General features: G+C 60.7%; 22 protein-coding genes, 3 tRNA genes and 1 riboswitch. Of the genes, 20 read left to right on the plus strand and 5 right to left on the minus strand.

The features are described 5' to 3' along the window. Positions 1 to 158: 158 nt before the first annotated feature. From clpX to AC245Y_RS06800, 5 genes are all read left to right on the plus strand, one after another. Entirely contained in the window at positions 159 to 1436 is a 1278-nt protein-coding gene (gene clpX / locus AC245Y_RS06780) for an ATP-dependent Clp protease ATP-binding subunit ClpX (RefSeq protein WP_003547337.1), read from the plus strand. Between the two features lie 401 nt (positions 1437 to 1837). After that, the gene (gene lon, locus AC245Y_RS06785; RefSeq protein ID WP_012756950.1) at positions 1838 to 4255 is read left to right on the plus strand and encodes an endopeptidase La; all 2418 of its coding nucleotides are present in this window, start codon (positions 1838 to 1840) and stop codon (positions 4253 to 4255) included. Between the two features lie 206 nt (positions 4256 to 4461). Beyond that, a complete protein-coding gene (hupB, locus tag AC245Y_RS06790; protein ID WP_003547346.1) occupies positions 4462 to 4737 on the plus strand; it encodes a DNA-binding protein HupB in 276 nt (91 codons plus the stop codon). Between the two features lie 122 nt (positions 4738 to 4859). Then, a riboswitch (FMN riboswitch) is annotated at positions 4860 to 5014 on the plus strand. A gap of 82 nt (positions 5015 to 5096) precedes the next feature. Further along, positions 5097 to 6017 (plus strand): riboflavin transporter RibN, encoded by a 921-nt coding sequence (gene ribN, locus AC245Y_RS06795; RefSeq protein WP_032996302.1) that lies wholly within the window; start codon positions 5097 to 5099, stop codon positions 6015 to 6017. 73 nt (positions 6018 to 6090) lie between these two features. Continuing rightward, the gene (locus AC245Y_RS06800) at positions 6091 to 8301 is read left to right on the plus strand and encodes an esterase-like activity of phytase family protein (protein ID WP_017993616.1); all 2211 of its coding nucleotides are present in this window, start codon (positions 6091 to 6093) and stop codon (positions 8299 to 8301) included. Positions 8302 to 8375: 74 nt separating this feature from the next. On the opposite strand, the gene AC245Y_RS06805 is transcribed toward AC245Y_RS06800, so the two are convergent. Continuing rightward, positions 8376 to 9362 (minus strand): aldo/keto reductase, encoded by a 987-nt coding sequence (locus AC245Y_RS06805; RefSeq protein WP_017993617.1) that lies wholly within the window; start codon positions 9360 to 9362, stop codon positions 8376 to 8378. A gap of 237 nt (positions 9363 to 9599) precedes the next feature. Between AC245Y_RS06805 and AC245Y_RS06810 the strand changes: the two genes are divergently transcribed. Continuing rightward, positions 9600 to 10001 carry a (R)-mandelonitrile lyase gene (locus AC245Y_RS06810; protein ID WP_012756954.1) on the plus strand — a complete coding sequence of 134 codons (402 nt, stop codon included), beginning with the start codon at positions 9600 to 9602 and terminating at the stop codon, positions 9999 to 10001. Positions 10002 to 10006: 5 nt separating this feature from the next. Here AC245Y_RS06810 and AC245Y_RS06815 read toward each other — a convergent pair whose 3' ends face one another. After that, positions 10007 to 10612, minus strand: a complete 606-nt coding sequence (locus tag AC245Y_RS06815; RefSeq protein WP_017993618.1) for a class I SAM-dependent methyltransferase — start codon at positions 10610 to 10612, stop codon at positions 10007 to 10009. A gap of 168 nt (positions 10613 to 10780) precedes the next feature. Between AC245Y_RS06815 and AC245Y_RS06820 the strand changes: the two genes are divergently transcribed. Beyond that, entirely contained in the window at positions 10781 to 11134 is a 354-nt protein-coding gene (locus tag AC245Y_RS06820) for a hypothetical protein (RefSeq protein ID WP_017993619.1), read from the plus strand. 130 nt (positions 11135 to 11264) lie between these two features. Next, positions 11265 to 11813, plus strand: a complete 549-nt coding sequence (locus AC245Y_RS06825; protein WP_012756956.1) for a glutathione peroxidase — start codon at positions 11265 to 11267, stop codon at positions 11811 to 11813. 111 nt (positions 11814 to 11924) lie between these two features. On the opposite strand, the gene AC245Y_RS06830 is transcribed toward AC245Y_RS06825, so the two are convergent. From AC245Y_RS06830 to AC245Y_RS06840, 3 genes are all read right to left on the minus strand, one after another. Next, positions 11925 to 12137 (minus strand): hypothetical protein, encoded by a 213-nt coding sequence (locus AC245Y_RS06830; RefSeq protein ID WP_012756957.1) that lies wholly within the window; start codon positions 12135 to 12137, stop codon positions 11925 to 11927. Positions 12138 to 12454: 317 nt separating this feature from the next. Next, on the minus strand, positions 12455 to 12853 hold the full coding sequence (locus tag AC245Y_RS06835; RefSeq protein WP_012756958.1) for a hypothetical protein: 399 nt from the start codon (positions 12851 to 12853) through the stop codon (positions 12455 to 12457). 101 nt (positions 12854 to 12954) lie between these two features. After that, positions 12955 to 13030: transfer RNA gene (locus tag AC245Y_RS06840), tRNA-Val, on the minus strand. A gap of 402 nt (positions 13031 to 13432) precedes the next feature. Here AC245Y_RS06840 and AC245Y_RS06845 point away from each other — a divergent pair. The 12 genes from AC245Y_RS06845 to nuoH all read left to right on the plus strand — a co-directional run bounded on the left by AC245Y_RS06845 (position 13433) and on the right by nuoH (position 23542). Further along, positions 13433 to 13509, plus strand: a tRNA-Asp gene (locus AC245Y_RS06845). Positions 13510 to 13593: 84 nt separating this feature from the next. After that, a tRNA-Asp gene (locus AC245Y_RS06850) sits at positions 13594 to 13670 on the plus strand. A gap of 246 nt (positions 13671 to 13916) precedes the next feature. Continuing rightward, on the plus strand, positions 13917 to 14282 hold the full coding sequence (locus AC245Y_RS06855; RefSeq protein WP_010055493.1) for an NADH-quinone oxidoreductase subunit A: 366 nt from the start codon (positions 13917 to 13919) through the stop codon (positions 14280 to 14282). Further along, positions 14273 to 14857 carry a NuoB/complex I 20 kDa subunit family protein gene (locus AC245Y_RS06860; protein ID WP_012756959.1) on the plus strand — a complete coding sequence of 195 codons (585 nt, stop codon included), beginning with the start codon at positions 14273 to 14275 and terminating at the stop codon, positions 14855 to 14857. Before AC245Y_RS06855 ends, AC245Y_RS06860 begins: the two co-directional genes overlap by 10 nt. An 18-nt stretch (positions 14858 to 14875) precedes the next feature. Continuing rightward, on the plus strand, positions 14876 to 15478 hold the full coding sequence (locus tag AC245Y_RS06865) for an NADH-quinone oxidoreductase subunit C (RefSeq protein ID WP_003558447.1): 603 nt from the start codon (positions 14876 to 14878) through the stop codon (positions 15476 to 15478). A 64-nt stretch (positions 15479 to 15542) separates the two neighbouring features. Then, positions 15543 to 16733 (plus strand): NADH-quinone oxidoreductase subunit D, encoded by a 1191-nt coding sequence (locus AC245Y_RS06870; RefSeq protein WP_003547372.1) that lies wholly within the window; start codon positions 15543 to 15545, stop codon positions 16731 to 16733. Then, on the plus strand, positions 16733 to 17005 hold the full coding sequence (locus tag AC245Y_RS06875; RefSeq protein WP_012756961.1) for a hypothetical protein: 273 nt from the start codon (positions 16733 to 16735) through the stop codon (positions 17003 to 17005). Before AC245Y_RS06870 ends, AC245Y_RS06875 begins: the two co-directional genes overlap by 1 nt. A 16-nt stretch (positions 17006 to 17021) precedes the next feature. Further along, positions 17022 to 18188, plus strand: coding sequence for an NADH-quinone oxidoreductase subunit E (locus tag AC245Y_RS06880; RefSeq protein ID WP_017993620.1), 1167 nt, complete (start codon positions 17022 to 17024; stop codon positions 18186 to 18188). Positions 18189 to 18198: 10 nt separating this feature from the next. Further along, positions 18199 to 19503, plus strand: coding sequence for an NADH-quinone oxidoreductase subunit NuoF (nuoF, locus tag AC245Y_RS06885; protein WP_003547378.1), 1305 nt, complete (start codon positions 18199 to 18201; stop codon positions 19501 to 19503). 2 nt (positions 19504 to 19505) lie between these two features. Then, a complete protein-coding gene (locus AC245Y_RS06890; protein WP_017993621.1) occupies positions 19506 to 20186 on the plus strand; it encodes a 5' DNA nuclease in 681 nt (226 codons plus the stop codon). 218 nt (positions 20187 to 20404) lie between these two features. Further along, positions 20405 to 22486 (plus strand): NADH-quinone oxidoreductase subunit NuoG, encoded by a 2082-nt coding sequence (gene nuoG / locus AC245Y_RS06895; protein WP_017993622.1) that lies wholly within the window; start codon positions 20405 to 20407, stop codon positions 22484 to 22486. Positions 22487 to 22498: 12 nt separating this feature from the next. Continuing rightward, positions 22499 to 23542 carry an NADH-quinone oxidoreductase subunit NuoH gene (nuoH, locus tag AC245Y_RS06900; protein ID WP_012756965.1) on the plus strand — a complete coding sequence of 348 codons (1044 nt, stop codon included), beginning with the start codon at positions 22499 to 22501 and terminating at the stop codon, positions 23540 to 23542. Positions 23543 to 23571: the final 29 nt, after the last annotated feature.

Genomic DNA, 23571 nt, shown 5'->3' on the forward strand with positions numbered 1-23571 from the left:
AGTTCGTTGCCGCCGGGACCAGGACATGATTGGTTGGGCCCGGTTCGTAGCCCCTGAAGCCCTTCTCGGCAAAGGCTCCGGAAACGGAGTGCCGCCAGGAGCTGATAGAGTGGACCGCGATTTCGCCTTGAAATGCGGCGTGCTGGAAGGAAAGTGATATGAGCAAGGTCAGCGGCAGCAACGGCGGGGACTCCAAGAACACTCTTTATTGTTCGTTCTGCGGAAAGAGCCAGCACGAAGTCCGGAAACTGATTGCCGGACCGACCGTCTTCATCTGCGATGAATGCGTCGAATTGTGCATGGACATCATCCGCGAGGAGAACAAGTCCTCGATGGTCAAGTCCCGCGACGGCGTTCCGACGCCCCAGGACATCATCAAGGTCCTCGACGAATACGTCATCGGCCAGCGGCAGGCGAAGAAGATCCTGTCGGTTGCCGTTCACAACCATTACAAGCGCCTGGCGCACGCCTCCAAGAACGGCGAAGTCGAGCTGGCGAAGTCGAACATCATGCTCGTCGGCCCGACCGGCTGCGGCAAGACCTATCTTGCTCAGACGCTCGCCCGCATCATCGACGTTCCCTTCACCATGGCCGACGCGACGACGCTGACCGAGGCCGGTTATGTCGGCGAGGATGTCGAAAACATCATCCTGAAGCTGCTGCAGTCGGCCGACTACAACGTCGAGCGTGCGCAACGCGGCATCGTCTACATCGACGAAGTCGACAAGATTTCGCGCAAGTCCGACAACCCGTCGATCACCCGTGACGTCTCGGGCGAGGGCGTGCAGCAGGCGCTGCTGAAGATCATGGAAGGTACGGTCGCTTCCGTTCCGCCGCAGGGCGGACGCAAGCACCCGCAGCAGGAATTCCTGCAGGTCGACACGACGAACATCCTGTTCATCTGCGGCGGCGCTTTTGCCGGCCTCGACAAGATCATCTCTGCCCGTGGCGAGAAGACCTCGATCGGCTTCGGCGCCTCGGTCAAGTCGCAGGATGACCGCCGCGTCGGCGAGGTCCTGCGCGAACTGGAGCCTGAAGATCTGGTCAAGTTCGGCCTCATCCCTGAGTTCATCGGCCGTCTGCCGGTTCTGGCGACGCTCGAGGACCTCGATGAGGACGCGCTGATCCAGATCCTGTCCGAGCCGAAGAATGCGCTGATCAAGCAGTATCAGCGCTTGTTCGAGATGGAAGACGTGGAACTGAACTTCCACGAGGACGCTCTTCGCGAAATCGCCCGCAAGGCGATCGTGCGCAAGACCGGCGCCCGCGGCCTTCGCTCGATCATGGAGAAGATCCTGCTCGACACGATGTTCGAACTGCCGACGCTGGAAGGCGTGCGCGAGGTCGTCATCTCCGAGGAAGTGGTGCGCGGTTCGGCCCGTCCGCTTTACATCTATGCCGATCGCCAGGAAGAAAAGGCCAACGCTTCGGCGTGAGCTTGGGCTTTCGTGTGATTATTTTGGGGGCTTGCCATTGGCAGGCCCCTTTCTATTTGAAAAACCATGCGAAGCGCTGTTAGTATTTGCCGGTGGGAACCGAAATTGCCTTTGCCGATGTTGCGGAAGGGGTCGTGCTTGGCAATGATGCAATGATCCGTAAGCCTCTTGCTGGCGTTTGCATTTTAGCCGGGTCGGAAGTGGTAAGCGCCGGTCCAGCCACGCGCTTCATAGTGTTGGCGTTCCGTTGTAATAAAGCTGTCACATCCGAGGGACGCGGGCGTTAGCGTGGCTTGAAAAGCGTAGTCAGAACCTCCACTTGTAGCAACAAGTGAGATTGCCGGCCGGTCCCAAGCGGCCGTGCAGAGAGCCCGGCAACGGGACGATGGAAAGGACATAAAATGACGAAGAAAACGTCTGTAGCGAGCAGCACCGCCTACCCTGTTCTGCCCCTGCGCGACATCGTGGTTTTCCCGCATATGATCGTGCCGCTGTTCGTCGGACGGGAAAAGTCGATCCGTGCGCTCGAAGAGGTCATGGGTTCCGACAAGCAGATCATGCTGGTAACGCAGATCAATGCTAGCGACGACGATCCGGATCCTTCCGCGATCCACAATGTCGGCACCGTGGCGAACGTGCTGCAGCTCTTGAAGCTGCCCGACGGCACCGTGAAGGTTCTGGTGGAAGGCCGCGCCCGCGCCGAGATCGACACCTATACCAGCCGCGAGGATTTCTATGAGGCGCTCGGCCATGTGCTCGAGGAGCCGCACGACGATCCGGTCGAACTGGAAGCCCTGTCGCGTTCGGTCGTCTCCGAATTCGAGAGCTATGTGAAGCTCAACAAGAAGATTTCGCCCGAAGTGGTCGGCGCCGCCAGCCAGATCGACGACTATTCCAAGCTCGCCGATACGGTTGCCTCGCATCTGTCGATCAAGATCACCGAGAAGCAGGAGATGCTGGAGACCACCAGCGTCAAGCAGCGCCTCGAAAAGGCTCTCGGCTTCATGGAAGGCGAGATCTCGGTCCTGCAGGTCGAAAAGCGCATCCGTTCGCGCGTCAAGCGCCAGATGGAAAAGACCCAGCGCGAATACTACCTCAATGAACAGATGAAGGCGATCCAGAAGGAACTCGGAGACGGCGAAGAAGGCCGCGACGAGATGAGCGAACTGGAAGAGCGCATCTCCAAGACCAAGCTGTCCAAGGAAGCCCGTGAAAAGGCCGATGCGGAGCTGAAGAAGCTGCGCCAGATGAGCCCGATGTCGGCGGAAGCCACCGTGGTGCGCAATTATCTGGACTGGCTGCTCGGCATTCCCTGGGGCAAGAAGTCGAAGATCAAGGCCGATCTCAACAATGCCGAGAAGATCCTCGAAGCCGATCACTTCGGTCTCGACAAGGTCAAGGAGCGCATCGTCGAATATCTGGCCGTGCAGGCCCGCGCCACCAAAATCAAGGGCCCGATCCTCTGCCTCGTCGGCCCTCCGGGCGTCGGCAAGACCTCGCTCGCCCAGTCGATCGCCAAGGCGACCGGCCGTGAGTATGTGCGTATGGCGCTTGGCGGCGTTCGTGACGAAGCCGAAATCCGCGGTCACCGCCGCACCTATATCGGCTCTATGCCCGGCAAGGTCATCCAGTCGATGAAGAAGGCTAAGAAGTCCAACCCGCTATTCTTGCTCGACGAAATCGACAAGCTCGGCCAGGACTATCGCGGCGATCCGTCTTCGGCTCTGCTCGAAGTGCTCGATCCGGCGCAGAACATGACCTTCATGGATCACTATCTGGAAGTCGAATACGACCTGTCGGATGTGATGTTCATCACGACGGCGAATACGCTGAACATTCCAGCGCCTCTGATGGACCGCATGGAGATCATCCGTATCGCCGGCTACACAGAGGATGAAAAGCGCGAAATCGCCAAGCGGCACCTGTTGCCGAAGGCCATCAAGGAACATGCGTTGCAGCCGGAAGAATTCTCGGTCAGTGACGACGCCCTGATGTCGATCAGCCAGCATTACACCCGCGAAGCCGGCGTCCGCAACTTCGAGCGCGAGCTGATGAAACTCGCCCGCAAGGCGGTCACCGAGATCATCAAGGGCAAGACGAAGGCCGTTCACGTGACGGCTGCCAACATCTCCGACTATCTGGGCGTCCCGCGCTTCCGCCATGGCGAAGCAGAGGGCGAGGATCAGGTTGGCGTCGTGACCGGTCTTGCCTGGACGGAAGTCGGCGGCGAGCTGCTGACCATCGAAGGTGTGATGATGCCGGGCAAGGGCCGCATGACGGTCACCGGCAATCTGAAGGAAGTCATGAAGGAATCGATCTCGGCAGCGGCCTCCTATGTCCGCTCGCGCGCTGTCGATTTCGGCATCGAGCCGCCGCGCTTCGACAAGAGCGACATCCACGTGCACGTGCCGGAAGGCGCAACCCCGAAGGATGGTCCCTCGGCTGGTGTCGCCATGGCAACCGCGATCGTCTCGATCATGACCGGCATCCCCGTGGACAGGCATGTGGCCATGACCGGTGAAATCACGCTTCGTGGCCGTGTGCTGCCGATCGGCGGTCTCAAGGAAAAGCTGCTCGCAGCGCTTCGCGGCGGCATCAAGAAGGTGCTGATTCCGGAGGAAAACGCCAAGGACCTGGCGGAGATTCCTGACAACGTGAAGAACAACATGGAGATCATCCCGGTATCCCGCATGGGCGAGGTGATCAAGCACGCGCTGATCCGGCGGCCGGAGCCAATCGAATGGGATGGCACGGTGGAAACGCCGGTCATCACATCGGTCGAAGGCCTCGATGAGACAGGCGCAACCATAGCGCATTGAGTGGCCTTTGCCACATTTATGCCCAATTGGCCCAAAACACGGAAAAAGGCTGGCGGAAACGCCAGCCTTTTTTGTGAAAACGTCATGTAGACGCTTGCTTTTCCTTGATTTGCAGGGCTTTTGGGTTTTCGGCGGGCCTGATGAAACCTATTCTGCGCCTAGCTTACTTTTGAGTCGTTTCATACCATTTAGAAAGGGGTGGAAACATGAACAAGAATGAACTCGTGTCCGCAGTAGCCGAAAAGGCAGGACTGACGAAGTCTGACGCGGCTTCCGCTGTTGACGCGGTTTTCGACGTTGTCCAGGCTGAACTCAAGAACAAGGGCGACATTCGCCTCGCGGGTTTCGGCAGCTTCACCGTTTCTCATCGTGCCGCATCGAAGGGCCGTAACCCGTCGACGGGCGCTGAAGTCGACATTCCGGCTCGCAACGTGCCGAAATTCACGCCCGGCAAGGGCCTGAAGGACGCCGTCAACGGCTGATCTGAGATTATCCGCCAGCCGGAAACGAGACCGGTTGTGTAGGATTTGAGAGGGGTTCGGCTTTGCCGGACCCCTTTTGTTTGGGCGGATCTTGCCGTCGCGGGGGCTTTGATCTACGACAGTTCTGTTCTCAGGGCGGGGTGAAACTCCCCACCGGCGGTAAGGGTTTCGGCCTGAGCCCGCGAGCGCCTTCTTTCGCGCCCATGCGGAGGAGGGGTCAGCAGATCCGGTGTGATTCCGGAGCCGACGGTTAAAGTCCGGATGGAAGAGAATGAGTGTCGGCCACGCGGAGGGCAGGGTTGCCCTGTGTCGCTTGGTCGGGGCTCATGCGTCCTGATTTATGTTGTTCCCTGTTTTGGATGAAAGACATGAATCAGACTTCTGTTGCCGTCGAGCCGTCCCGCGCCGTTGTCGGTGCCATCTGGATGGTCCTTGCCGGCATTGCCTTTTCGCTTCTCAACGTCGTCACCCAATGGCTGACGATGAAGCTTGCCTTTCCCTCGGCGTCCGCAGCCTTCTGGCAATATGGCTTCGCCTTCCTGTTTTCGCTGCCGTTCCTGAAGAGGCTCGGCCTTGCGGCGATGCGCACGCACTATCCTTGGCGTCACCTCGCGCGCGTCGCGCTTGCCGCGCTCGGCGTCGAGGCCTGGGTCGCCGGCCTTGCCACGGTGCCGATCTGGCAGGCGATCGCACTGGTGATGACCTCGCCCTTCTTCATCATTCTGGGCGCCCGGCTTTTCCTCGGGGAGCGCGTCGGCCCGGCCCGCTGGGCCGCGACGGCAGCGGGTTTCACCGGAGCGATGATCATTCTGCAGCCATGGTCTGATGGTTTTGGCTGGGCGGCTCTCTTGCCTGTGCTTTCGGCGCTGCTGTGCGGCGCCTCGTCGCTGATCACCAAGAGCCTGACAGGCATCGAACGGCCAGAGACGATCACCGTCTGGCTGCTCGTTCTGCTGACGCCGATAAATGGCGGGCTGGCGCTTGCGGCAGGCTTTGCAGTGCCGACGGGCGCAACCCTTGCCCTGTTCCTGCTGGCGGGGCTGCTGACCGCGGTAGCGCAGTATTTCCTGACGCTCGCCTATGCCGCAGCGGATGCCGCCTATGTCCAGCCGTTCGACGATCTGAAGCTGCCGTTGAACGTGCTGGCCGGTTGGCTGTTCTTCGGTTATGCGCCGGCGGGTTATCTCTGGCTGGGAGCGGCTCTCATCTTGTCTGCTTCGCTGTTCATCATGCGAAACGAGATGCGCCGGGAGCGCAAACCAGAGCCTGACATGATCTGACGCAAAATGCCGCATCTGTCATGCCTCTGTCATGCCGCTCGCGCAGAAAACTCATGTTTCGAATGTTCGACACATGGGGGATTTCATGACAATTTCATCGCGCAAGGCAGCGCTCGCTGCCGTGCTTCTCGCATCCGTCGCCTTTCCGGCCGCGGCCGAGCCGGTTTTCAACCGCATCGCTTCCTTCCCGGTCGCAGAGAACCTGCCTGTTGATAAGGACAAGCTTTCGGTGAGCTCCGCCGAGATCATCACCGCGACCGAAGACGGCAACACGCTGATCTATAGCGACAGCCCGCTCGGCGCGATCGGCTTTATCGACATTACCGATGCCAAGGCCCCGAAGGCCGGCGGCGCGCTGATGATGGACGGCGAGCCGACATCGGTCACCTGGAGCGCCGGCAAGGCACTGGTTGCCGTCAACACCTCCGAAAGCAAGACCAAGCCCTCGGGCCGTCTCGCGATCGTCGACGTGGCGACCAAGAAGATCGAAAACACCTGCGATCTCGGTGGTCAGCCGGATTCGATCGCCCTCAACAAGGACAAGACGCTAGGCACCATCGCAATCGAAAATGAACGCGACGAAGACATCAATGACGGCAAGATCCCGCAGATGCCGGCCGGCGATCTCGTCGTCTTCCAGGTCAAGAACGGCACCGTCGATTGCGGCACTATCAAGCACGTGACGCTGGCCGGGCTTACCGGCGTCGCCCCTGAAGATCCGGAGCCGGAATTCGTCGCCTTCAACAGCCTGAACGAGATTGCCCTGACGCTGCAGGAAAACAACGAGATCGTCATCATCGACGCCAACACGGCTGAGGTGAAGACGCATTTCTCCGCCGGCAGCGTCGATCTCACCGGCATCGACACCAAGCGTGACGGCGCCCTGAAATTCTCGGGCGAAGCCAAGGGCGTGCCGCGCGAGCCCGATGCCGTGAAGTGGCTTGACGACAACCGCCTCGTCGTCGCCAATGAAGGCGACTACCAGGGCGGCTCGCGCGGCTTCACCATTTTCGACAGGACGGGCAAGCTTCTCTACGAATCGGGCGCATCCTTCGAACGCGCCGTCGCCCATATCGGCCACTATCCGGAAAGCCGTTCGGGATCGAAGGGCGTCGAGCCGGAAGGCCTCGAAGCCGCCAAGTTCGGCGACGACAAGTATTTCTTCCTGCTCGCCGAACGTGCCTCGGTCGTCGGCGTCTATAAGGATACCGGCGCCGATCCCGAACTCGTCCAGCTGCTGCCATCAGGCATTTCGCCGGAAGGCGCGATCGCCATTCCCGCCCGCAATCTTCTTGCGACCGCCAACGAGCTCGATCTCGGCAGGGACGGCGGCACGCGCTCGCATGTGATGATCTACGAGCGTTCGGAAGGCGAGAAGGCCTATCCGCAGATCGTCTCCGCCGAGAAGGATGGCAATCCGATCGGCTTTGCTGCCCTTTCGGGTCTCGCCGCCGTTCCGGGCAAGCCAGGCATGCTCTACGCCGTCAGCGACAGCGTTCTGGGCTCGCAGCCGACGATCTACACGATCGACGCCAGCAAGAAGCCGGCCGTCATCACCGACGCCCTCGTCGTCAAGCGTGACGGTGCCCCGGCTCAGAAGCTCGACATCGAAGGCATCGCGGCTGCCGCCGATGGCTCCTTCTGGCTCGCCTCGGAAGGCTACAGCGAGCGTCTCGTCCCGCACGCCCTCTACAACGTCAATGCCAAGGGCGACATCAAGGCCGAGATCGCGCTGCCGAAGGAGCTCGTCGCCAACGAAATCCGCTACGGCTTCGAAGGCGTGGCCATTGTCGGCACCGGCGACGACACCACGCTTTGGATGGCGGTCCAGCGCGAGTGGAGCGACGACGAGAAGGGCTTCGTCAAGCTCGTCTCCTACAATCCGAAGAAGAAGGAATGGGGTGCCGTTCGCTATCCGCTCGACAAGACGGAAAGCGGCTGGGTCGGTCTGTCGGAAATTTCGGCCGAGGGCGACAGCGTCTACATCATCGAGCGCGACAACCTCGTCGGCGATGCCGCCAGGCTGAAGAAGCTCTACAAGGTCGCGATATCAGAGCTGAAGCCCGCCAAGCTCGGCGGTGAGCTGCCGGTCGTCAAGAAGACCGAAGCCCACGACTTCCTCGGCGAGCTGAAGTCTGCCACCAACGGCTATGTGTTGGACAAGCTCGAAGGCTTCACCTTCGACGCATCGGGCAAGCCCTACGCGGTCACCGACAATGACGGCGTCAGCGACTCCTCCGGCGAGACCCTGTTCTTCCCGGTCGACCTGGTCGGCACGAACTGAGCTTCTGACGGTTCCACCACATGAAAATGGCCGGGTAAAACCCGGCCATTTTTTCGTTTCGGAGTATTGGATTCCTACCAGCGCTGATGCACATGCGGCGCGATCAGCCGCTCGTAGATCTCGCGCGTTGCGGCCATGACATCGGCCGAAAGCGGCGCAAGGTCGGCGGCGGCCGCGTTGGCCTTGGCCTGCTCGGCATTGCGGGCGCCGGGGATGACGACGGTGACGGCGTCGCTCATCAGGATCCAGCGGAGCGCGAAGGCAGCCATGGTCGCGCCCTCGGGCACCAGCTTGCGCACCTCTTCCACCGCCTGCAGGCCGACCTCGAAGGGAACGCCGGCAAAGGTCTCGCCGACATCGAAGGCTTCGCCGTTGCGGTTGAAATTGCGGTGGTCGTCGCTGGCAAAATGTGTGTCCCGGGTGATCTTGCCGGAGAGAAGACCGCTTGCGAGCGGCACACGGGCGATGATCGCCACATTCCTGCGGCGTGCTTCCTGGAAGAACAGATGGTCGGGGCGCTGGCGGAAGATGTTGTAGATGATCTGGATGCTGACGACGCCGGGATATTCGATTGCCTTCAGCCCGTCTTCGACTTTTTCGACGCTGACGCCGTAACCCTTGATCTTGCCGGCCTTCTGCAGCGCGTTCAGGCCCTCGAAGATCTCCGGCCGGTAAAGCGCGTCGCGCGGCGGGCAGTGGAGCTGCACGAGGTCGAGGCTGTCGACGGCAAGATTCGTCAGGCTGCGGTCGATAAAGCCTTCGAGATTAGCCTTTGTGTAGCCTTCGGCGACATGCGGGTTGAGGCGGCGGCCGGCCTTGGTGGCGACCATCGGCCGTTCACCGCCACGCGTCTTCAGCACGTCGGCGATGATCTTTTCCGAGCGGCCGTCGCCATAGACATCGGCCGTATCGATGAATGTCATGCCGGCATCGAGCGCGGCATTCAACGCCGCGCGTCCGTCCGCCTCGCTGATATCGCCCCAGGAGCCGCCGATCTGCCAGGCCCCGAAGCCGACATTGGTGACGGTGAAAGGCATGCGGCCAAAAGCATGGTGTTTCATGAAAAATCCTCCCTACAGCATGTCGCCCGGAAGTGTGTGGGGACAACGACATGCATAAAAACAAAGAGCCAAAGCGCGTCGGATGATTCAAGCAAGATGCGACGCACTGATGAAAGACAATGGCACTATCAGCCGGGTGACTTTGCGGCAATTGTCGATCCGGCTTTGATTGGTCGCCTCGATGAAATAACGTCGCGATATAAGGCTTCAACCGCAATGGATGGAAAAGGACAGATCATGGAGATCAAACCCGCCGGCTCTCGCCCCTCGACGAAGCCACCGGCCGATTATTTCACCGGCGCCGTTCGCCAGGATCCGCTGATGGAAACGCCGGCGCCGGCACGGGCGAGGGCGGTCTCCGTCACCTTCGAACCCGGCGCCCGCACGGCCTGGCATACGCACCCGCTCGGCCAGACGCTGATCGTGACATCAGGCAAGGGCCTCGCCCAGAGTTGGGGTGGGGACATCCGCGAGATCCGCGCCGGCGATACCGTCTGGTTCGCGCCGGGCGAAAAACACTGGCACGGTGCTGCCCCGGATACGGCGATGACGCATATCGCCATCCATGAAGCGCTGGACGGCAGCCACGTCGACTGGATGGAAAAGGTCAGCGACGAGCAATATTCCGGTAAAATTTGAGCTGATCAGAGTCGCTTCAGGCAATAGGAAAAATGCGCGTGCGATTCGACCGTCAGGAACTCGAATTGCCAGCCGTAATCCTTGCAGAACTTGGTGACCGCCTCGACGACGCCGTAGACGATCGGCTTGACCGTATTGCCGGTGCAGAAATCATGCCCGGCAATGCGCCCCGTCCGCTTCACTTTCTTTTCGCAGAGCAGCAGTTCCTGCCAGGTGAGCTCGAAGGAATGATCGGTATCGATATAGGCCCAGTCGAGGAAATCGTCCTCGAATTCGGCAAGCTTTTCGAGTGAGGTCCCTTGCATCAGGTGCAGCCGGCCGGCCTCGATCTCGGCCGCGAAATTCGTGTGGATCGAGTCGAGCCCGGAGCTGTAGCGATCCATCGACCAGGGATCGATGAGGTAGACTTGCGCCGGGCGGTTCTTTTCCAGGATCTCCGCCGTATATTCGCCGAAGGCTGCTCCCACCTCGACGCCGATGCCGCCGTTCGGAATCCGATAGAGCAGCTCGCCGCGATCCGGCAGCAGACGGGCATTTTCCATGTGGTGGGCGCTGAGCGGGGTGCGCGGCATGCTCGCCCGGAGCGCCTGCCTTTCTTCACGTGTCTTCATCTCTGATCTCGGGATTGCGGGCGACTGACGGCGGCCCTGATGCGGTTTGACGGGAAGGTAGGAGCAGCCGGCACCGATGACAACCGCATGACAGGAATTTGCTTCTTTCGAACAAACCGCTAAGTTCCATCTGTGAACTGACGAAAAAGCCTCGGGAGGAGCGATTTCATGAAACGCATGTGGCCTGAAGAATTCAACGCCATCATCAGCGGAGCTGAGGAGGTGATGTTGGAAACACCAGCCGAGGCCGGCGAAGCGCCGCTGCAGCGCAAGGCGCTGAAGGCGCGAATCACCATGCAGGATTACGAGCGGATCTGGCCGCTCGCCGAAATGCGCTTCCGGCTTGGCGAAAGAGATGGCAAGGCCATCACGCTGATCACCACCAATCCCCATTACCACGCCTGGCACCCGAAGGACGGCGGCAGCGTCGATTCCGTGTCGGACAGCGGCCGCCATTACAAGACGGATTATCTCGTCGTGCACTTCCTGCTCGATGACGTGAAGGAAACATCCCCCGCTTGATGTTGCTCAGATCCGGTGCCGGCCACGGCACCGGTCTTCTGTTGACGCCGAGTTGATCCCGCCGCTGATGACAACGGCGGCGATATCGCTAAGTTTGGCGAACCATATCCTTACGAAATTGGAGGTTCCCGTGACGGGCAATGTGCTGGATATCCCGGTCAAGACTGTGGATGGTCGTGAGACCGCGCTCAACGAATACAAGGGCAGAGTGCTCTTGGTCGTCAATGTCGCCTCGAAATGTGGGCTGACCGTCCAATATGAGGGGTTGGAAAAACTCTATGGGGAAAAGCGCGAGCGCGGCTTTGTCATCGCTGCCTTTCCCGCCAATGACTTCAAGGGCCAGGAGCCCGGCACCGACGCCGAGATCCTCGATTTCTGCACCAGCACCTACGACGTCACCTTCCCGATCTTCTCGAAGATCTCGGTCAAGGGCGAGGCCCAGCACCCGCTTTACCGGCAACTGACCAAGTCGGGCGTGAAGACGACGGGTGACGGACCAATGCGCGAACGCTTGAAATCCCATGGGCTGACCGGCGGAGATGAGGAAGACATCCTCTGGAACTTCGAAAAATTCCTGATCGGCCGCGACGGCAAAGTCGCCGCCCGATTCGCGCCGGATGTGACGGCGGATGATTCGCGGCTGGTTTCCGCTGTGGATAAAGAACTCGCGAAGGCATGAATGGAGGGCGATGAGCACCCACCGGACAGCGGGATGCTCATCGCCCCGATCACGCTCTCACATCTCAGTCGGAGAAAACGAGAAAGCGCATCCGGCGCCGTTCCAAGATCCTCAGATCCCAAGCACGGTCACAAGCGGGGGCGTAAAGTCCTTGAAGCCCACTCTCGGCCAGTCACACCTCTTGTCGAATTTCGTCTTTGGTTCGTGGCGCTGACATTGCGGATTCGTCTTGAATGCATATCCGGGCAGGGTGACGTATGTGGCGCTTGGCGCGCCAAGGGCAATCGCGATGCACAGCATCAATGCGGAGCGCAGGGTCCTCATGGCACACCTCCAGGCGTGATGAACCTTCAAGCGCGGAGACTTTCCGGGCCGCGAATATTCCCACTTTTGCCGGCCCCTATCCATTCGCCCAATAGGAGGTGGCGCGGCGGCCGGGAGTAGTCCGTTTTGGTAGAGCGCTGGCTTTTCAGGCGGCGGGCCGCATCTGAACTTGCCGGCGTGACGCCTTGCTGCGCTGGAACGTGTTGCCGAACGCTGCCTCGCATTCGTGGTCGACAGTCTCTGCAGATGTAGGTGAACGTGTGGGAGCCAACCCTGTCGCGAGGCCTCGTAGGAGGCGACGCATAGCGATCACGATGTCACATCTGCGTCAGAGAAAATGAGAAGGCGCATCGGGCGCCGCTCATAAATGAAACGCGGTTTTGGAAAAACGAAAACGTATATTCATCGCCGCTTTGACCGCTGTCTTTGAAAGACGCGGGGAATCGGCTGATTGTGCTTAAGACGCCGCGCTGGCTGGTTTTCTTGATTTCCAGGCTGCAGGCTGAATTGTCGGCATCGACCGAAAAATTAATCGGCAGATCTGACGGCATTCTCAGGAGATAGGTCCTGGCTTCACGCGCCGGGGTTTCTCCCGAGGTCGTGATCGTCTGGTTTGCGGCAGACAGGAAAACCTCTAGCGCCGGCTCTCTGGCAATGCACGGTGGCGCAGCCACGCTGGCGAGAAGCAGCGCAGAGATGATCGCAACGGTTTTCATGAGGTGTCTCCTGACGAAACACCTTGCGCAGATCGTGACCGGATTAGCGAGCTAATTCGGGAGCCTAAGTCTGATGAACAAGCAGCAGGAAGGTTTGGAAATGGTGGGCGATGACGGACTCGAACCGCCGACATCCTCGGTGTAAACGAGGCGCTCTACCAACTGAGCTAATCGCCCATCGCAAACGAAGCCGGATCGGCCTGCCGCGTTGGTGGCCGTGATCTATGCGGATCGCGGCAAAACCGCAAGAGTGTTTGTGAAGATTTTTTGATTTTTTTGGTGGTGTCCCGCGTCTTGCAATGCCGCTCAGGTTCGGCTCGGCTGTGGAAAAGTGAGGGGAGGGTGGCGAGCATCTTCGTTTCGAAGGCGCTGCGTCTGCGCCTGAGCATCGCTGCAGAAGACGGAAGTGCCGGCTTTTGTTCGTCTGGCACCCAACCCGCCGAAACAATTCGCGAACTGTCATGGTTTTGTCTCCAAACCTGCTTGACACTAAAAGGCGAACCCCGTAGTTAGCCGCTCATCGAAACGGGCAGCCGTTTTGGAGGGGTGCGAAGGCATCCGGACTGCTTGAAATGAATTGCGGGTGTAGCTCAGTTGGTTAGAGTGCCGGCCTGTCACGCCGGAGGTCGCGGGTTCGAGCCCCGTCACTCGCGCCATTTCAAGTCTTGTAAAACGCAAATGCGATTTGTCGTTTGTCCGGTTGTCTTTATCCTCGCGGCCGCAAAATGGCCGATCAATGCGCGGGTGTAGCTCAGTCGGTTAGAGTGCCGGCCTGTCACGCCGGAGGTCGCGGGTTCGAGCCCCGTCACTCGCGCCATTTCTTCCGAAAGCCATGCAGTTTCCAATGGTCAGGCATGCAGGTTCAAACGGCTTGCACGGATTTGTCGCGACATCGTTGCATCTGCTTGATAATGTCCGCGCGACACGCGTCGAATTGCCTCTGTAAAAGTCTTGCGCCGGGGCCTCGGCTGCGCTAACCACGGCTTGTTGCAACGCACGTTCGCTTGCCGGGCATTTGCCCAAATGCGCCGCCTGGCGTCACCGGCAAGCAGGGATGAACATGATGACTGAACTGCTCAGTTCTTATATTCCGATCGCTATCTTCATTGCTATTGCGCTCGTCATCGGCCTGGCGCTGCTCATCGCGCCGTTCGCCGTGGCTTTCAAAGCGCCTGATTCGGAAAAGCTCTCGGCTTACGAATGCGGCTTCAACGCTTTCGATGACGCCCGCATGAAGTTCGACATCCGCTTTTACCTCGTGTCGATTCTCTTCATCATCTTCGATCTCGAAGTCGCCTTCCTCTTTCCCTGGGCCGTGTCTTTCGGTGCCATCGGCTGGTTCGGCTTCTGGTCCATGATGGTCTTCCTTCTCGTGCTGACCATCGGCTTTATCTATGAATGGAAGAAGGGAGCCCTGGAATGGGAGTAGCCCCTGTGAGCAATCAGCCGCTCGTCGCCCAGCAGCCGAAGGGGATCATCGATCCCTCGACCGGCAAGCCGGTCGGCAGCAACGACCCATTTTTCGGTGAGATCAACAACGAGCTCGCCGACAAGGGTTTTCTCGTCACCTCGACCGACGAACTGATCAACTGGGCCCGCACCGGCTCGCTGATGTGGATGACCTTCGGGCTTGCCTGCTGCGCCGTCGAAATGATGCAGCTGTCCATGCCGCGTTATGACGTCGAGCGCTTCGGTTTTGCGCCGCGCGCCTCGCCGCGCCAGTCCGACGTGATGATCGTCGCCGGCACGCTGACCAACAAGATGGCGCCGGCGCTGCGCAAGGTCTACGACCAGATGCCCGAGCCGCGTTATGTCATCTCGATGGGCTCCTGCGCCAATGGCGGCGGCTATTATCACTATTCCTATTCGGTGGTGCGCGGCTGTGACCGCATCGTGCCGATCGACATCTACGTGCCGGGCTGTCCCCCCACGGCAGAGGCGCTGCTTTACGGCGTGCTTCTGCTGCAGAAGAAGATCCGTCGTACCGGCACGATCGAACGCTAAGGGTTAAGGACAAGGCATATGAGTGAAGCCCTGACTGAGCTTGCGTCCTACCTTGGCGAAGCGCGCGGCAACCTGATCGCCGCATCGCAGATGAAGTATGGCGAACTGACGCTGACGACGACGGGTGAAAACCTGGTCGCACTTCTGACCTTCCTGCGCGACGACGCCAAATGCGGTTTCGTCAACCTGATCGATATTTGCGGCGTCGACTGGCCGCAGCGCGAGCTGCGTTTCGATGTCGTCTACCACCTGCTGTCGCCGAAGAAGAACCTGCGTATCCGCGTCAAGGTCGCAACGGATGAAGATACGCCGGTCCCGTCGGCCTGCCCCGTCTATCCGGGCGCCGACTGGTTCGAGCGCGAGACCTGGGACATGTACGGCGTGCTCTTCACCGGCCATCCGGACCTGCGTCGCATCCTGACCGACTACGGCTTCGAAGGTCATCCGCTGCGCAAGGATTTCCCGACCACCGGCTTCGTTGAAGTGCGCTACGACGACGCGGCAAAGCGCGTCGTCTACGAGCCGGTCGAGCTGAAGCAGGAATTCCGCAACTTCGACTTTATGTCGCCATGGGAAGGCACGGAGTATGTGCTGCCGGGCGACGAAAAAGCGAAGCAATAATTCAAGGTGGTTGGTGGGCTTAGCCCGCCATTCACTAGTTATCTGAGAACGCGAGCCCATCGCCATGACAGAACATAACGTCCGCAACTTCAATATCAATTTCGGACCGCAGCATCCGGCGGCGCACGGCGTTCTTCGTCTTGTCCTGGAGCTTGACGGCGAAATTGTGGAGCGTGTCGATCCGCATATCGGCCTTTTGCATCGCGGCACCGAGAAGCTGATCGAGACCAAGACCTATCTTCAGGCCGTGCCCTATTTCGATCGCCTCGACTACGTCGCACCGATGAACCAGGAACATGCCTATGCGATGGCCGTCGAAAAGCTGCTCGGCATCGAGATCCCGATTCGCGGCCAGCTGATCCGCGTTCTCTATTCGGAAATCGGCCGCATCCTGTCGCACCTTCTGAACGTCACGACGCAGGCCATGGACGTCGGCGCGCTGACGCCGCCGCTCTGGGGCTTCGAAGAGCGTGAAAAGCTGATGGTGTTCTACGAGCGCGCCAGCGGCTCGCGCATGCATGCCGCTTATATCCGTCCGGGCGGCGTCCACCAGGATCTGCCCGAACAGCTCGTGCAGGATATCGGCGCCTGGTGCGATCCGTTCCTGAAGGCGCTCGATGACATCGACAACCTGTTGACCGGCAACCGCATCTTCAAGCAGCGCAACGTCGATATCGGCGTCGTCTCGCTGGAGGAATGCTGGGCTTGGGGCTTCTCCGGCGTCATGGTGCGCGGTTCGGGTGCGGCCTGGGATCTGCGTCGCGCCCAGCCCTATGAATGTTATTCCGATCTCGAATTCGATATCCCGATCGGCAAGAATGGCGACAACTACGACCGTTATCTGATCCGCATGATCGAGATGCGCGAATCGGTCCGCATCATGAAGCAATGCGTCAACCGCCTGCTCTCGGATGCCAAGACCGGTCCTTTCTCGTCGATCGACGGCAAGGTCGTGCCGCCGAAGCGCGGCGAGATGAAGCGCTCGATGGAAGCGCTGATCCACCACTTCAAGCTCTATACCGAAGGCTACCATGTGCCGGCCGGCGAGGTTTACGCCGCCGTCGAGGCGCCGAAGGGCGAATTCGGTGTCTATCTCGTCTCCGACGGCACCAACAAGCCCTATCGCTGCAAGATCCGCGCGCCCGGTTATGCCCATCTGCAGGCGATGGACTTCATGTGCCGCGGCCACCAGCTTGCCGACGTCGCGGCCGTCCTCGGCTCGCTCGACATCGTCTTCGGCGAGGTGGATCGCTGATGCAGCTTCTGCCGCTGGCCGTCGTTATCCTTCTTTCGGCATCCGGGGTTTCGGCTCAGGAATCCGATAGCCTCGGCACGCCGCTCGGCCATAAGGAAGAGACGCCGCCGGCGCAGCAATCGTCCATGGGTGAGCTTTTGTCCAAGGGCTATCAGATCAAGGCTGCCATTCCGAACGGCAGCAAATTCGTAGTGTTTATGCAAAAAGACCAGTCGGCCTATGCCTGCGAAATGCAGTCTTTGACCGCTTCGCGGTGTGGAACCTTAAACTGACAAGGCGTGAGAAAGAATGTCCGTTCGTCGATTAGCCGAAGATCAATTTCAGCCTGCCGCATTCGCCTTCAGCGATGAGAATGCGGTCTGGGCGGACAAGACGATCCAGAAATACCCCGCCGGCCGCCAGCAATCGGCGGTCATTCCGCTGTTGATGCGGGCGCAGGAGCAGGACGGCTGGGTCACGCGCGCGGCGATCGAAAAGATCGCCGACATGCTTGATATGGCCTATATCCGCGTGCTCGAGGTCGCGACCTTCTATACGCAGTTCCAGCTGCATCCGGTTGGTACCCGCGCCCATGTCCAGGTCTGCGGTACGACGCCCTGCATGCTGCGCGGCTCGGAAGCGCTGATGTCGGTCTGCAAGAGCAAGATCCATGCCCATGCCTTCGAGCGCAATGCCGAAGGCACGCTATCCTGGGAAGAGGTCGAATGTCTCGGGGCCTGCGTCAACGCCCCGATGGTGATGATCGGCAAGGACACCTATGAAGACCTGACGCCCGCGCGTCTCGAAGAGATCATCGACGTCTTTGCCGCCGGCAATGGCGCCAGCATCAAGCCCGGCACCCAGATCGACCGGGTGTTTTCGGCGCCCGAAGGCGGCCTGACCTCGCTGACGACGGAAGAGCCGAAGGCAAGGACGCGTGCCAAGAAGGCCGATGCCGAAACCGTATCGGCTCCAGTCGACGCCGCGCCGGTTCCTCCCTCCGAGGCCGCCCGCCCGAAGAGCACCGATGCCGAGACCAATGCTGCCCTGAAGACTCCGGCGACGGCGCCGAAGGCGGCTGCGAAAAACGCAAAGGCAGCCGAGCAGCAGCCGATATCAGGCACGGCGGCTGCCGAACCGGCGCCGAAAGCTGCCGTCAAGGCTGAAGCCGCCTCGGCGGAAAAGCCTGCTCTGACCGACAAGAATCGGCCGGCCGGCATCGAAAAGCCCGCCGCACCTGATGATCTGAAGATGATCTCGGGTGTCGGCCCGAAAATCGAGGCGACGTTGAACGAAATCGGCATCTTCACCTTCGCGCAGGTCGCAGGCTGGAAGAAGGCCGAACGCGAATGGGTCGATGGCTATTTGAATTTCCGCGGCCGCATCGAACGCGATGACTGGGTCAAGCAGGCCAAGGCGCTCGCCAAGGGCGGGGAAGCGGAATATATCAAGGTCTTCGGCAAGAAGCCGCGGTAAGAGGTGAAGCATGTTACAAGATAAAGACCGCATCTTTACCAACATCTACGGCCTCAAGGACAAATCCCTGAAGGGCGCGATGAGTCGCGGCCACTGGGACGGCACCAAGCAGATCCTCGAAAAGGGCCGCGACTGGATCATCAATGAGATGAAGGCGTCAGGCCTTCGCGGTCGTGGTGGCGCCGGTTTCCCGACCGGCCTCAAATGGTCCTTCATGCCGAAGGAAAGCGACGGCCGGCCGCATTACCTCGTCGTCAACGCCGACGAATCCGAGCCCGGCACCTGCAAAGACCGCGACATCATGCGCCACGATCCACATACGCTGATCGAAGGCTGTGTCATTGCGAGCTTCGCGATGGGCGCCAATGCGGCCTACATCTATGTGCGCGGCGAATATATCCGCGAGCGCGAAGCGCTGCAGGCGGCGATCGACGAATGCTATGATTATGGCCTGCTCGGCAAAAACAACAAGCTCGGCTGGGACATGGACATCTTCGTCCATCACGGCGCCGGCGCCTATATCTGCGGCGAAGAAACCGCGCTGCTCGAAAGCCTCGAAGGCAAGAAGGGCCAGCCGCGCCTGAAGCCGCCGTTCCCGGCCAATATGGGCCTCTACGGCTGCCCGACGACGGTCAACAACGTCGAATCGATCGCTGTTGCGCCGACGATCCTGCGCCGCGGCGCCGGCTGGTTCTCGGCCATCGGCCGTCCGAACAATGTCGGCACCAAGCTGTTCATGCTCTCCGGCCACGTCAACAAGCCGTGCACGGTCGAAGAGGAAATGGGCATCACCTTCCGCGAACTGGTCGACCGCCATGCCGGCGGCATCCGCGGCGGCTGGGACAACCTGCTTGCCGTCATTCCGGGCGGGGCATCCTGCCCGATCGTTCCGGCCAAGGACATCATTGATTGCCCGATGGATTTCGACGGCCTGCGCGGCGTCGGCTCTTCCTTCGGTACGGCCGCCGCCATCGTCATGGACAAGTCCACCGACGTCATCAAGGCGATCGCCCGTATCTCCGCCTTCTTCAAGCATGAGAGCTGCGGCCAGTGCACGCCCTGCCGCGAAGGCACGGGCTGGATGTGGCGCGTGATGGAGCGCATGGCCAAGGGCAATGCCCAGAAGCGCGAAATCGACATGCTGTTCCAGGTGACGAAGCAGATCGAAGGCCACACCATCTGTGCGCTCGGCGATGCCGCGGCATGGCCGGTGCAGGGTCTGATCCGTAACTTCCGTCCCGAGATCGAAAAGCGCATCGACCAGTATACGGCGAGCGCGCTTGATCACGGTGCGGTTCTGGAGGCGGCTGAATAATCATGGCGGACAACGCATCCAAGAGTGGGAAGAAGGAAGAAGTCGCCGATTTCGCGGCCGGTTTCGGCCGTCTAGCCGCCGAGATGCTGGAAAATGCACGGGCGATGCCGGTGCATCCGCTGATGGCGCAGCCCGCGGCAGCCTTTGCCGCCGCAACGGCGATCGGCTTTGGTTTCTCGACCCAGATGGCCGGCGCTTTCTTCGGTGCCTGGCAGAGCGCCCTGGAAACGACCGGCAAGGTCGCCGCCGCCCTCGATGACACGCCGCCGGACGAACTGAAGCCCGATGTCGATATCCGGCCGGAGAATATTCGCTCGGAGGTCAAGGCTTTCACCAAGCCGCCGGCCGACAAGAAGGCAAGGCCGACATTGACTGTCGTCAAGCCGGTCAGCGAGTCGATCCCACCCAGCCAAACGAAGGCCAGCCAGCCAAAGCCGGCGGTGAAGGCAAAACCGGTTGCGCGGGGGAAGGCCGACGATCTCAAGCTGATTGCCGGCATCGGCCCGAAGCTGGAGCAGGTGCTGAACGCCAAGGGCGTTCGCAGCTTTGCCGAGATCGCTGCCTGGACCGACGAGGAAATCGCCGGGTTCGACGCTGAACTCGGCTTCAACGGCCGCATCGACCGTGACGACTGGACCGGCCAGGCGAAAGTTCTGGCGGGGCGGAGCCGCAGAAAGAAATGAACTATCCGGCCGTGTCGATCGGCCGGAAAGATGGGCAGGTCGGCGGACGGGCGGGGGCCTGAAGATGCCGGTGCGGGTTCCGGATCTGGAATGCGCGACAGAGAATTTGGGCGACATCAGATGTCGGCAGGACGAAAGATCCGGCTTGGCAATGAGAGTGTTGCAAAAATAGGTTTGTTTGCCGTCATCAGGCAAACGGGAAACAGGACTGAGCGACGATGGCAAAACTGAGGATTGACGGCAACGAGATCGAAGTTCCGGATCATTTCACGCTATTGCAGGCGTGCGAGGATGCCGGTGCCGAGGTTCCGCGCTTCTGCTTCCATGAGCGCCTGTCGGTTGCCGGCAATTGCCGCATGTGCCTTGTCGAGGTGAAGGGCGGCCCGCCGAAGCCGCAGGCTTCCTGCGCCATGAGCGTGCGCGACATCCGCGGCGGCCCGAACGGCGAACTGCCTGAGGTTTTCACCAACACCCCGATGGTCAAGAAGGCCCGCGAAGGTGTGATGGAATTCCTGCTGATCAACCATCCGCTCGATTGCCCGATCTGCGACCAGGGCGGCGAATGCGACCTGCAGGACCAGGCGATGGCCTTCGGCATAGACACCTCGCGCTATCAGGAAGACAAGCGCGCCGTCGAGGACAAGTATATCGGCCCGCTCGTCAAGACGGTGATGAACCGCTGCATCCACTGCACGCGCTGCGTCCGCTTCACCACCGAGGTCGCCGGCATTTCCGAACTCGGCCTGATCGGCCGCGGCGAGGATGCCGAGATCACCACCTATCTCGAACAGGCGATGACCTCCGAGCTGCAGGGCAACGTCGTCGACCTTTGCCCGGTTGGCGCACTCACCTCGAAGCCCTTCGCCTTCACCGCGCGCCCGTGGGAATTGAACAAGACCGAATCGATCGACGTCATGGACGCCGTCGGTTCGGCAATCCGCGTCGACACTCGCGGCCGTGAGGTCATGCGCATCCTGCCGCGCGTCAATGAAGCGATCAACGAGGAGTGGATCTCCGATAAGAGCCGCTTCATCTGGGACGGCCTTAAGACCCAGCGCCTCGACCGGCCCTATGTTCGCCGCGACGGCCGCCTGCAGCCCGCCACCTGGGCCGAAGCCTTCGGCGCAATCAAGGCCGCCGTCGGCGCCACCTCGGGCGACAAGATCGGCGCGATATCAGGCGACCTCGCTTCCGTCGAGGAAATGTATGCGCTCTCCGAACTGGTGAAGTCGCTGGGGTCGGTCAATCTCGACTGTCGCCAGGATGGGGCGGCACTCGATCCGTCGCTCGGCCGTTCTAGCTACCTGTTCAACCCGACGATCTCGGGCATCGACCAGGCCGACGCGCTGTTGATCATCGGCGCCAATCCGCGCTTCGAGGCAGCCATCCTCAACGCCCGCATCCGCAAGCGCTGGCGCCGCGGCAAGTTCCCGATCGGCGTCATCGGCGAGCGTGCTGAACTGCGCTACAGCTATGATTACCTCGGCGGCGGTCCCGACACGCTGAAGGATCTGGTCGACGGTACCCACGCCTTCGCGGACGTGCTGAAGAATGCCGCCAAGCCGATGATCATCATCGGCCAGGGTGCGCTGGCGCGCACCGACGGCGCCGGCGTTCTCGCCAGTGCTGCCAAGCTCGCCGGCTCGGTCGGCGTGGTCGCCGAAGGCTGGAACGGCTTTGCCGTCCTCCATACCGCTGCCTCGCGCGTCGGCGGTCTCGACCTCGGCTTCGTGCCGGGCGCCAAGGGCGTCAATGCCGCCGAGATGCTGACGGCGATGGACGTGCTCTTCCTGCTCGGTGCCGACGAACTCGACTTCACCGCCAAGAAGGCCAAGCTCACCGTCTATATCGGCTCGCATGGCGATAACGGCGCGCACCATGCCGACGTCATCCTGCCGGCGGCAGCCTATACCGAAAAGTCCGGCACCTGGGTCAACACCGAAGGCCGCGTCCAGATGGGCAACCGCGCAGGTTTTGCGCCGGGTGATGCCCGCGAGGACTGGGCGATCATCCGCGCCCTTTCCGACGTGCTCGGCAAGAAGCTTCCCTTCGATTCGCTCAGCGAATTGCGTGTCCGGCTCTATGCCGCTTTCCCGCATTTCGCTGCCATCGACGAGATCGCCGAAACCGATAGCGCCCAAATTGCCGCAGTTGCGAAAAAAGCCGGCAAGATGAACAAATCCGGGTTTGCGTCGCCGGTGAAAGACTTCTATTTGACGAACCCGATAGCGCGTGCCTCGGCTGTCATGGCGGAGTGCTCGGCATTGGCCCGCAACAACTTCAAAGTCGCGGCAGAGTAAGGGCAGGGGACTATGGATTCTTTCTTTTCGACCTATGTCTGGCCGGCGATCATCATGATCGGTCAGTCGCTGCTGCTTCTCGTCTGCCTGCTCGTCTTCATCGCCTATGTACTGCTCGCCGACCGCAAGATCTGGGCGGCCGTGCAACTGCGCCGCGGCCCGAACGTCGTCGGTCCCTTCGGCCTGTTCCAGTCCTTCGCCGACCTTTTGAAGTTCGTCTTCAAGGAACCGGTCATTCCGGCCGGCGCCAACAAGGCGGTGTTCCTGCTTGCCCCGCTGGTGACGGTGCTTCTGGCGCTGTCCACCTGGGCGGTGGTGCCGCTGGCCGACGGATGGGTGATCGCCAACATCAATGTCGGCATCCTCTATATTTTCGCGATCTCCTCGCTCGAGGTTTACGGCATCATCATGGGCGGCTGGGCTTCGAACTCGAAGTATCCGTTCCTCGGCGCGCTGCGCTCGGCGGCGCAAATGGTGTCCTATGAAGTCTCGATCGGCTTCGTCATCGTCACCGTGCTTCTCTGCGTCGGCTCGCTGAACCTGACCGATATCGTCAATGCGCAGCATACCGGCCTCGGCACCATGCTCGGCCTGCCGGCGTCGTTCCTCGACTGGCACTGGCTGTCGCTCTTCCCGATGTTCATCATCTTCTTCATTTCGGCGCTCGCCGAAACGAACCGCCCGCCCTTCGACCTCCCGGAAGCCGAATCGGAACTCGTCGCCGGCTTCATGGTCGAATACGGCTCCTCGCCATACATGATGTTCATGCTCGGCGAATATGCGGCCGTCTGCCTGATGTGCGCGCTGACGACGATCCTCTTCCTCGGCGGCTGGCTGCCCCCGGTCGATATCTGGATCCTCAACTGGGTCCCAGGCATCATCTGGTTCACGCTGAAGGCCTGCCTGGTGTTCTTCATGTTCGCGATGGTCAAGGCCTTCGTTCCGCGCTACCGCTACGACCAGCTCATGCGCCTCGGCTGGAAGGTCTTCCTGCCGCTGTCGCTCGCCATGGTCGTTATCGTTGCATTCGTGCTGAAACTGATGGGTTGGGCATGATCATGCCCACTCTCGTTTCCGGCAAAATT

It is taken from the genome of Rhizobium sp. SRDI943 (genome assembly GCF_057653695.1).

Coding starts and splice junctions, on each gene's coding strand:
- AC245Y_RS06865 (WP_003558447.1), top strand. CDS start 14,876: ATGAGTGAAGCCCTGACTGAGCTTGCGTCCTACCTTGGCGAAGCGCGC.
- nuoG (WP_017993622.1), top strand. CDS start 20,405: ATGGCAAAACTGAGGATTGACGGCAACGAGATCGAAGTTCCGGATCAT.
- AC245Y_RS06810 (WP_012756954.1), top strand. CDS start 9,600: ATGGAGATCAAACCCGCCGGCTCTCGCCCCTCGACGAAGCCACCGGCC.
- AC245Y_RS06855 (WP_010055493.1), top strand. CDS start 13,917: ATGACTGAACTGCTCAGTTCTTATATTCCGATCGCTATCTTCATTGCT.
- AC245Y_RS06805 (WP_017993617.1), bottom strand. CDS start 9,362: ATGAAACACCATGCTTTTGGCCGCATGCCTTTCACCGTCACCAATGTC.
- AC245Y_RS06860 (WP_012756959.1), top strand. CDS start 14,273: ATGGGAGTAGCCCCTGTGAGCAATCAGCCGCTCGTCGCCCAGCAGCCG.
- AC245Y_RS06815 (WP_017993618.1), bottom strand. CDS start 10,612: ATGAAGACACGTGAAGAAAGGCAGGCGCTCCGGGCGAGCATGCCGCGC.
- AC245Y_RS06800 (WP_017993616.1), top strand. CDS start 6,091: ATGGGGGATTTCATGACAATTTCATCGCGCAAGGCAGCGCTCGCTGCC.
- lon (WP_012756950.1), top strand. CDS start 1,838: ATGACGAAGAAAACGTCTGTAGCGAGCAGCACCGCCTACCCTGTTCTG.
- AC245Y_RS06870 (WP_003547372.1), top strand. CDS start 15,543: ATGACAGAACATAACGTCCGCAACTTCAATATCAATTTCGGACCGCAG.
- nuoF (WP_003547378.1), top strand. CDS start 18,199: ATGTTACAAGATAAAGACCGCATCTTTACCAACATCTACGGCCTCAAG.
- AC245Y_RS06820 (WP_017993619.1), top strand. CDS start 10,781: ATGAAACGCATGTGGCCTGAAGAATTCAACGCCATCATCAGCGGAGCT.
- AC245Y_RS06835 (WP_012756958.1), bottom strand. CDS start 12,853: ATGAAAACCGTTGCGATCATCTCTGCGCTGCTTCTCGCCAGCGTGGCT.
- AC245Y_RS06880 (WP_017993620.1), top strand. CDS start 17,022: ATGTCCGTTCGTCGATTAGCCGAAGATCAATTTCAGCCTGCCGCATTC.
- clpX (WP_003547337.1), top strand. CDS start 159: ATGAGCAAGGTCAGCGGCAGCAACGGCGGGGACTCCAAGAACACTCTT.
- AC245Y_RS06890 (WP_017993621.1), top strand. CDS start 19,506: ATGGCGGACAACGCATCCAAGAGTGGGAAGAAGGAAGAAGTCGCCGAT.
- nuoH (WP_012756965.1), top strand. CDS start 22,499: ATGGATTCTTTCTTTTCGACCTATGTCTGGCCGGCGATCATCATGATC.
- AC245Y_RS06830 (WP_012756957.1), bottom strand. CDS start 12,137: ATGAGGACCCTGCGCTCCGCATTGATGCTGTGCATCGCGATTGCCCTT.
- hupB (WP_003547346.1), top strand. CDS start 4,462: ATGAACAAGAATGAACTCGTGTCCGCAGTAGCCGAAAAGGCAGGACTG.
- AC245Y_RS06875 (WP_012756961.1), top strand. CDS start 16,733: ATGCAGCTTCTGCCGCTGGCCGTCGTTATCCTTCTTTCGGCATCCGGG.
- ribN (WP_032996302.1), top strand. CDS start 5,097: ATGAAAGACATGAATCAGACTTCTGTTGCCGTCGAGCCGTCCCGCGCC.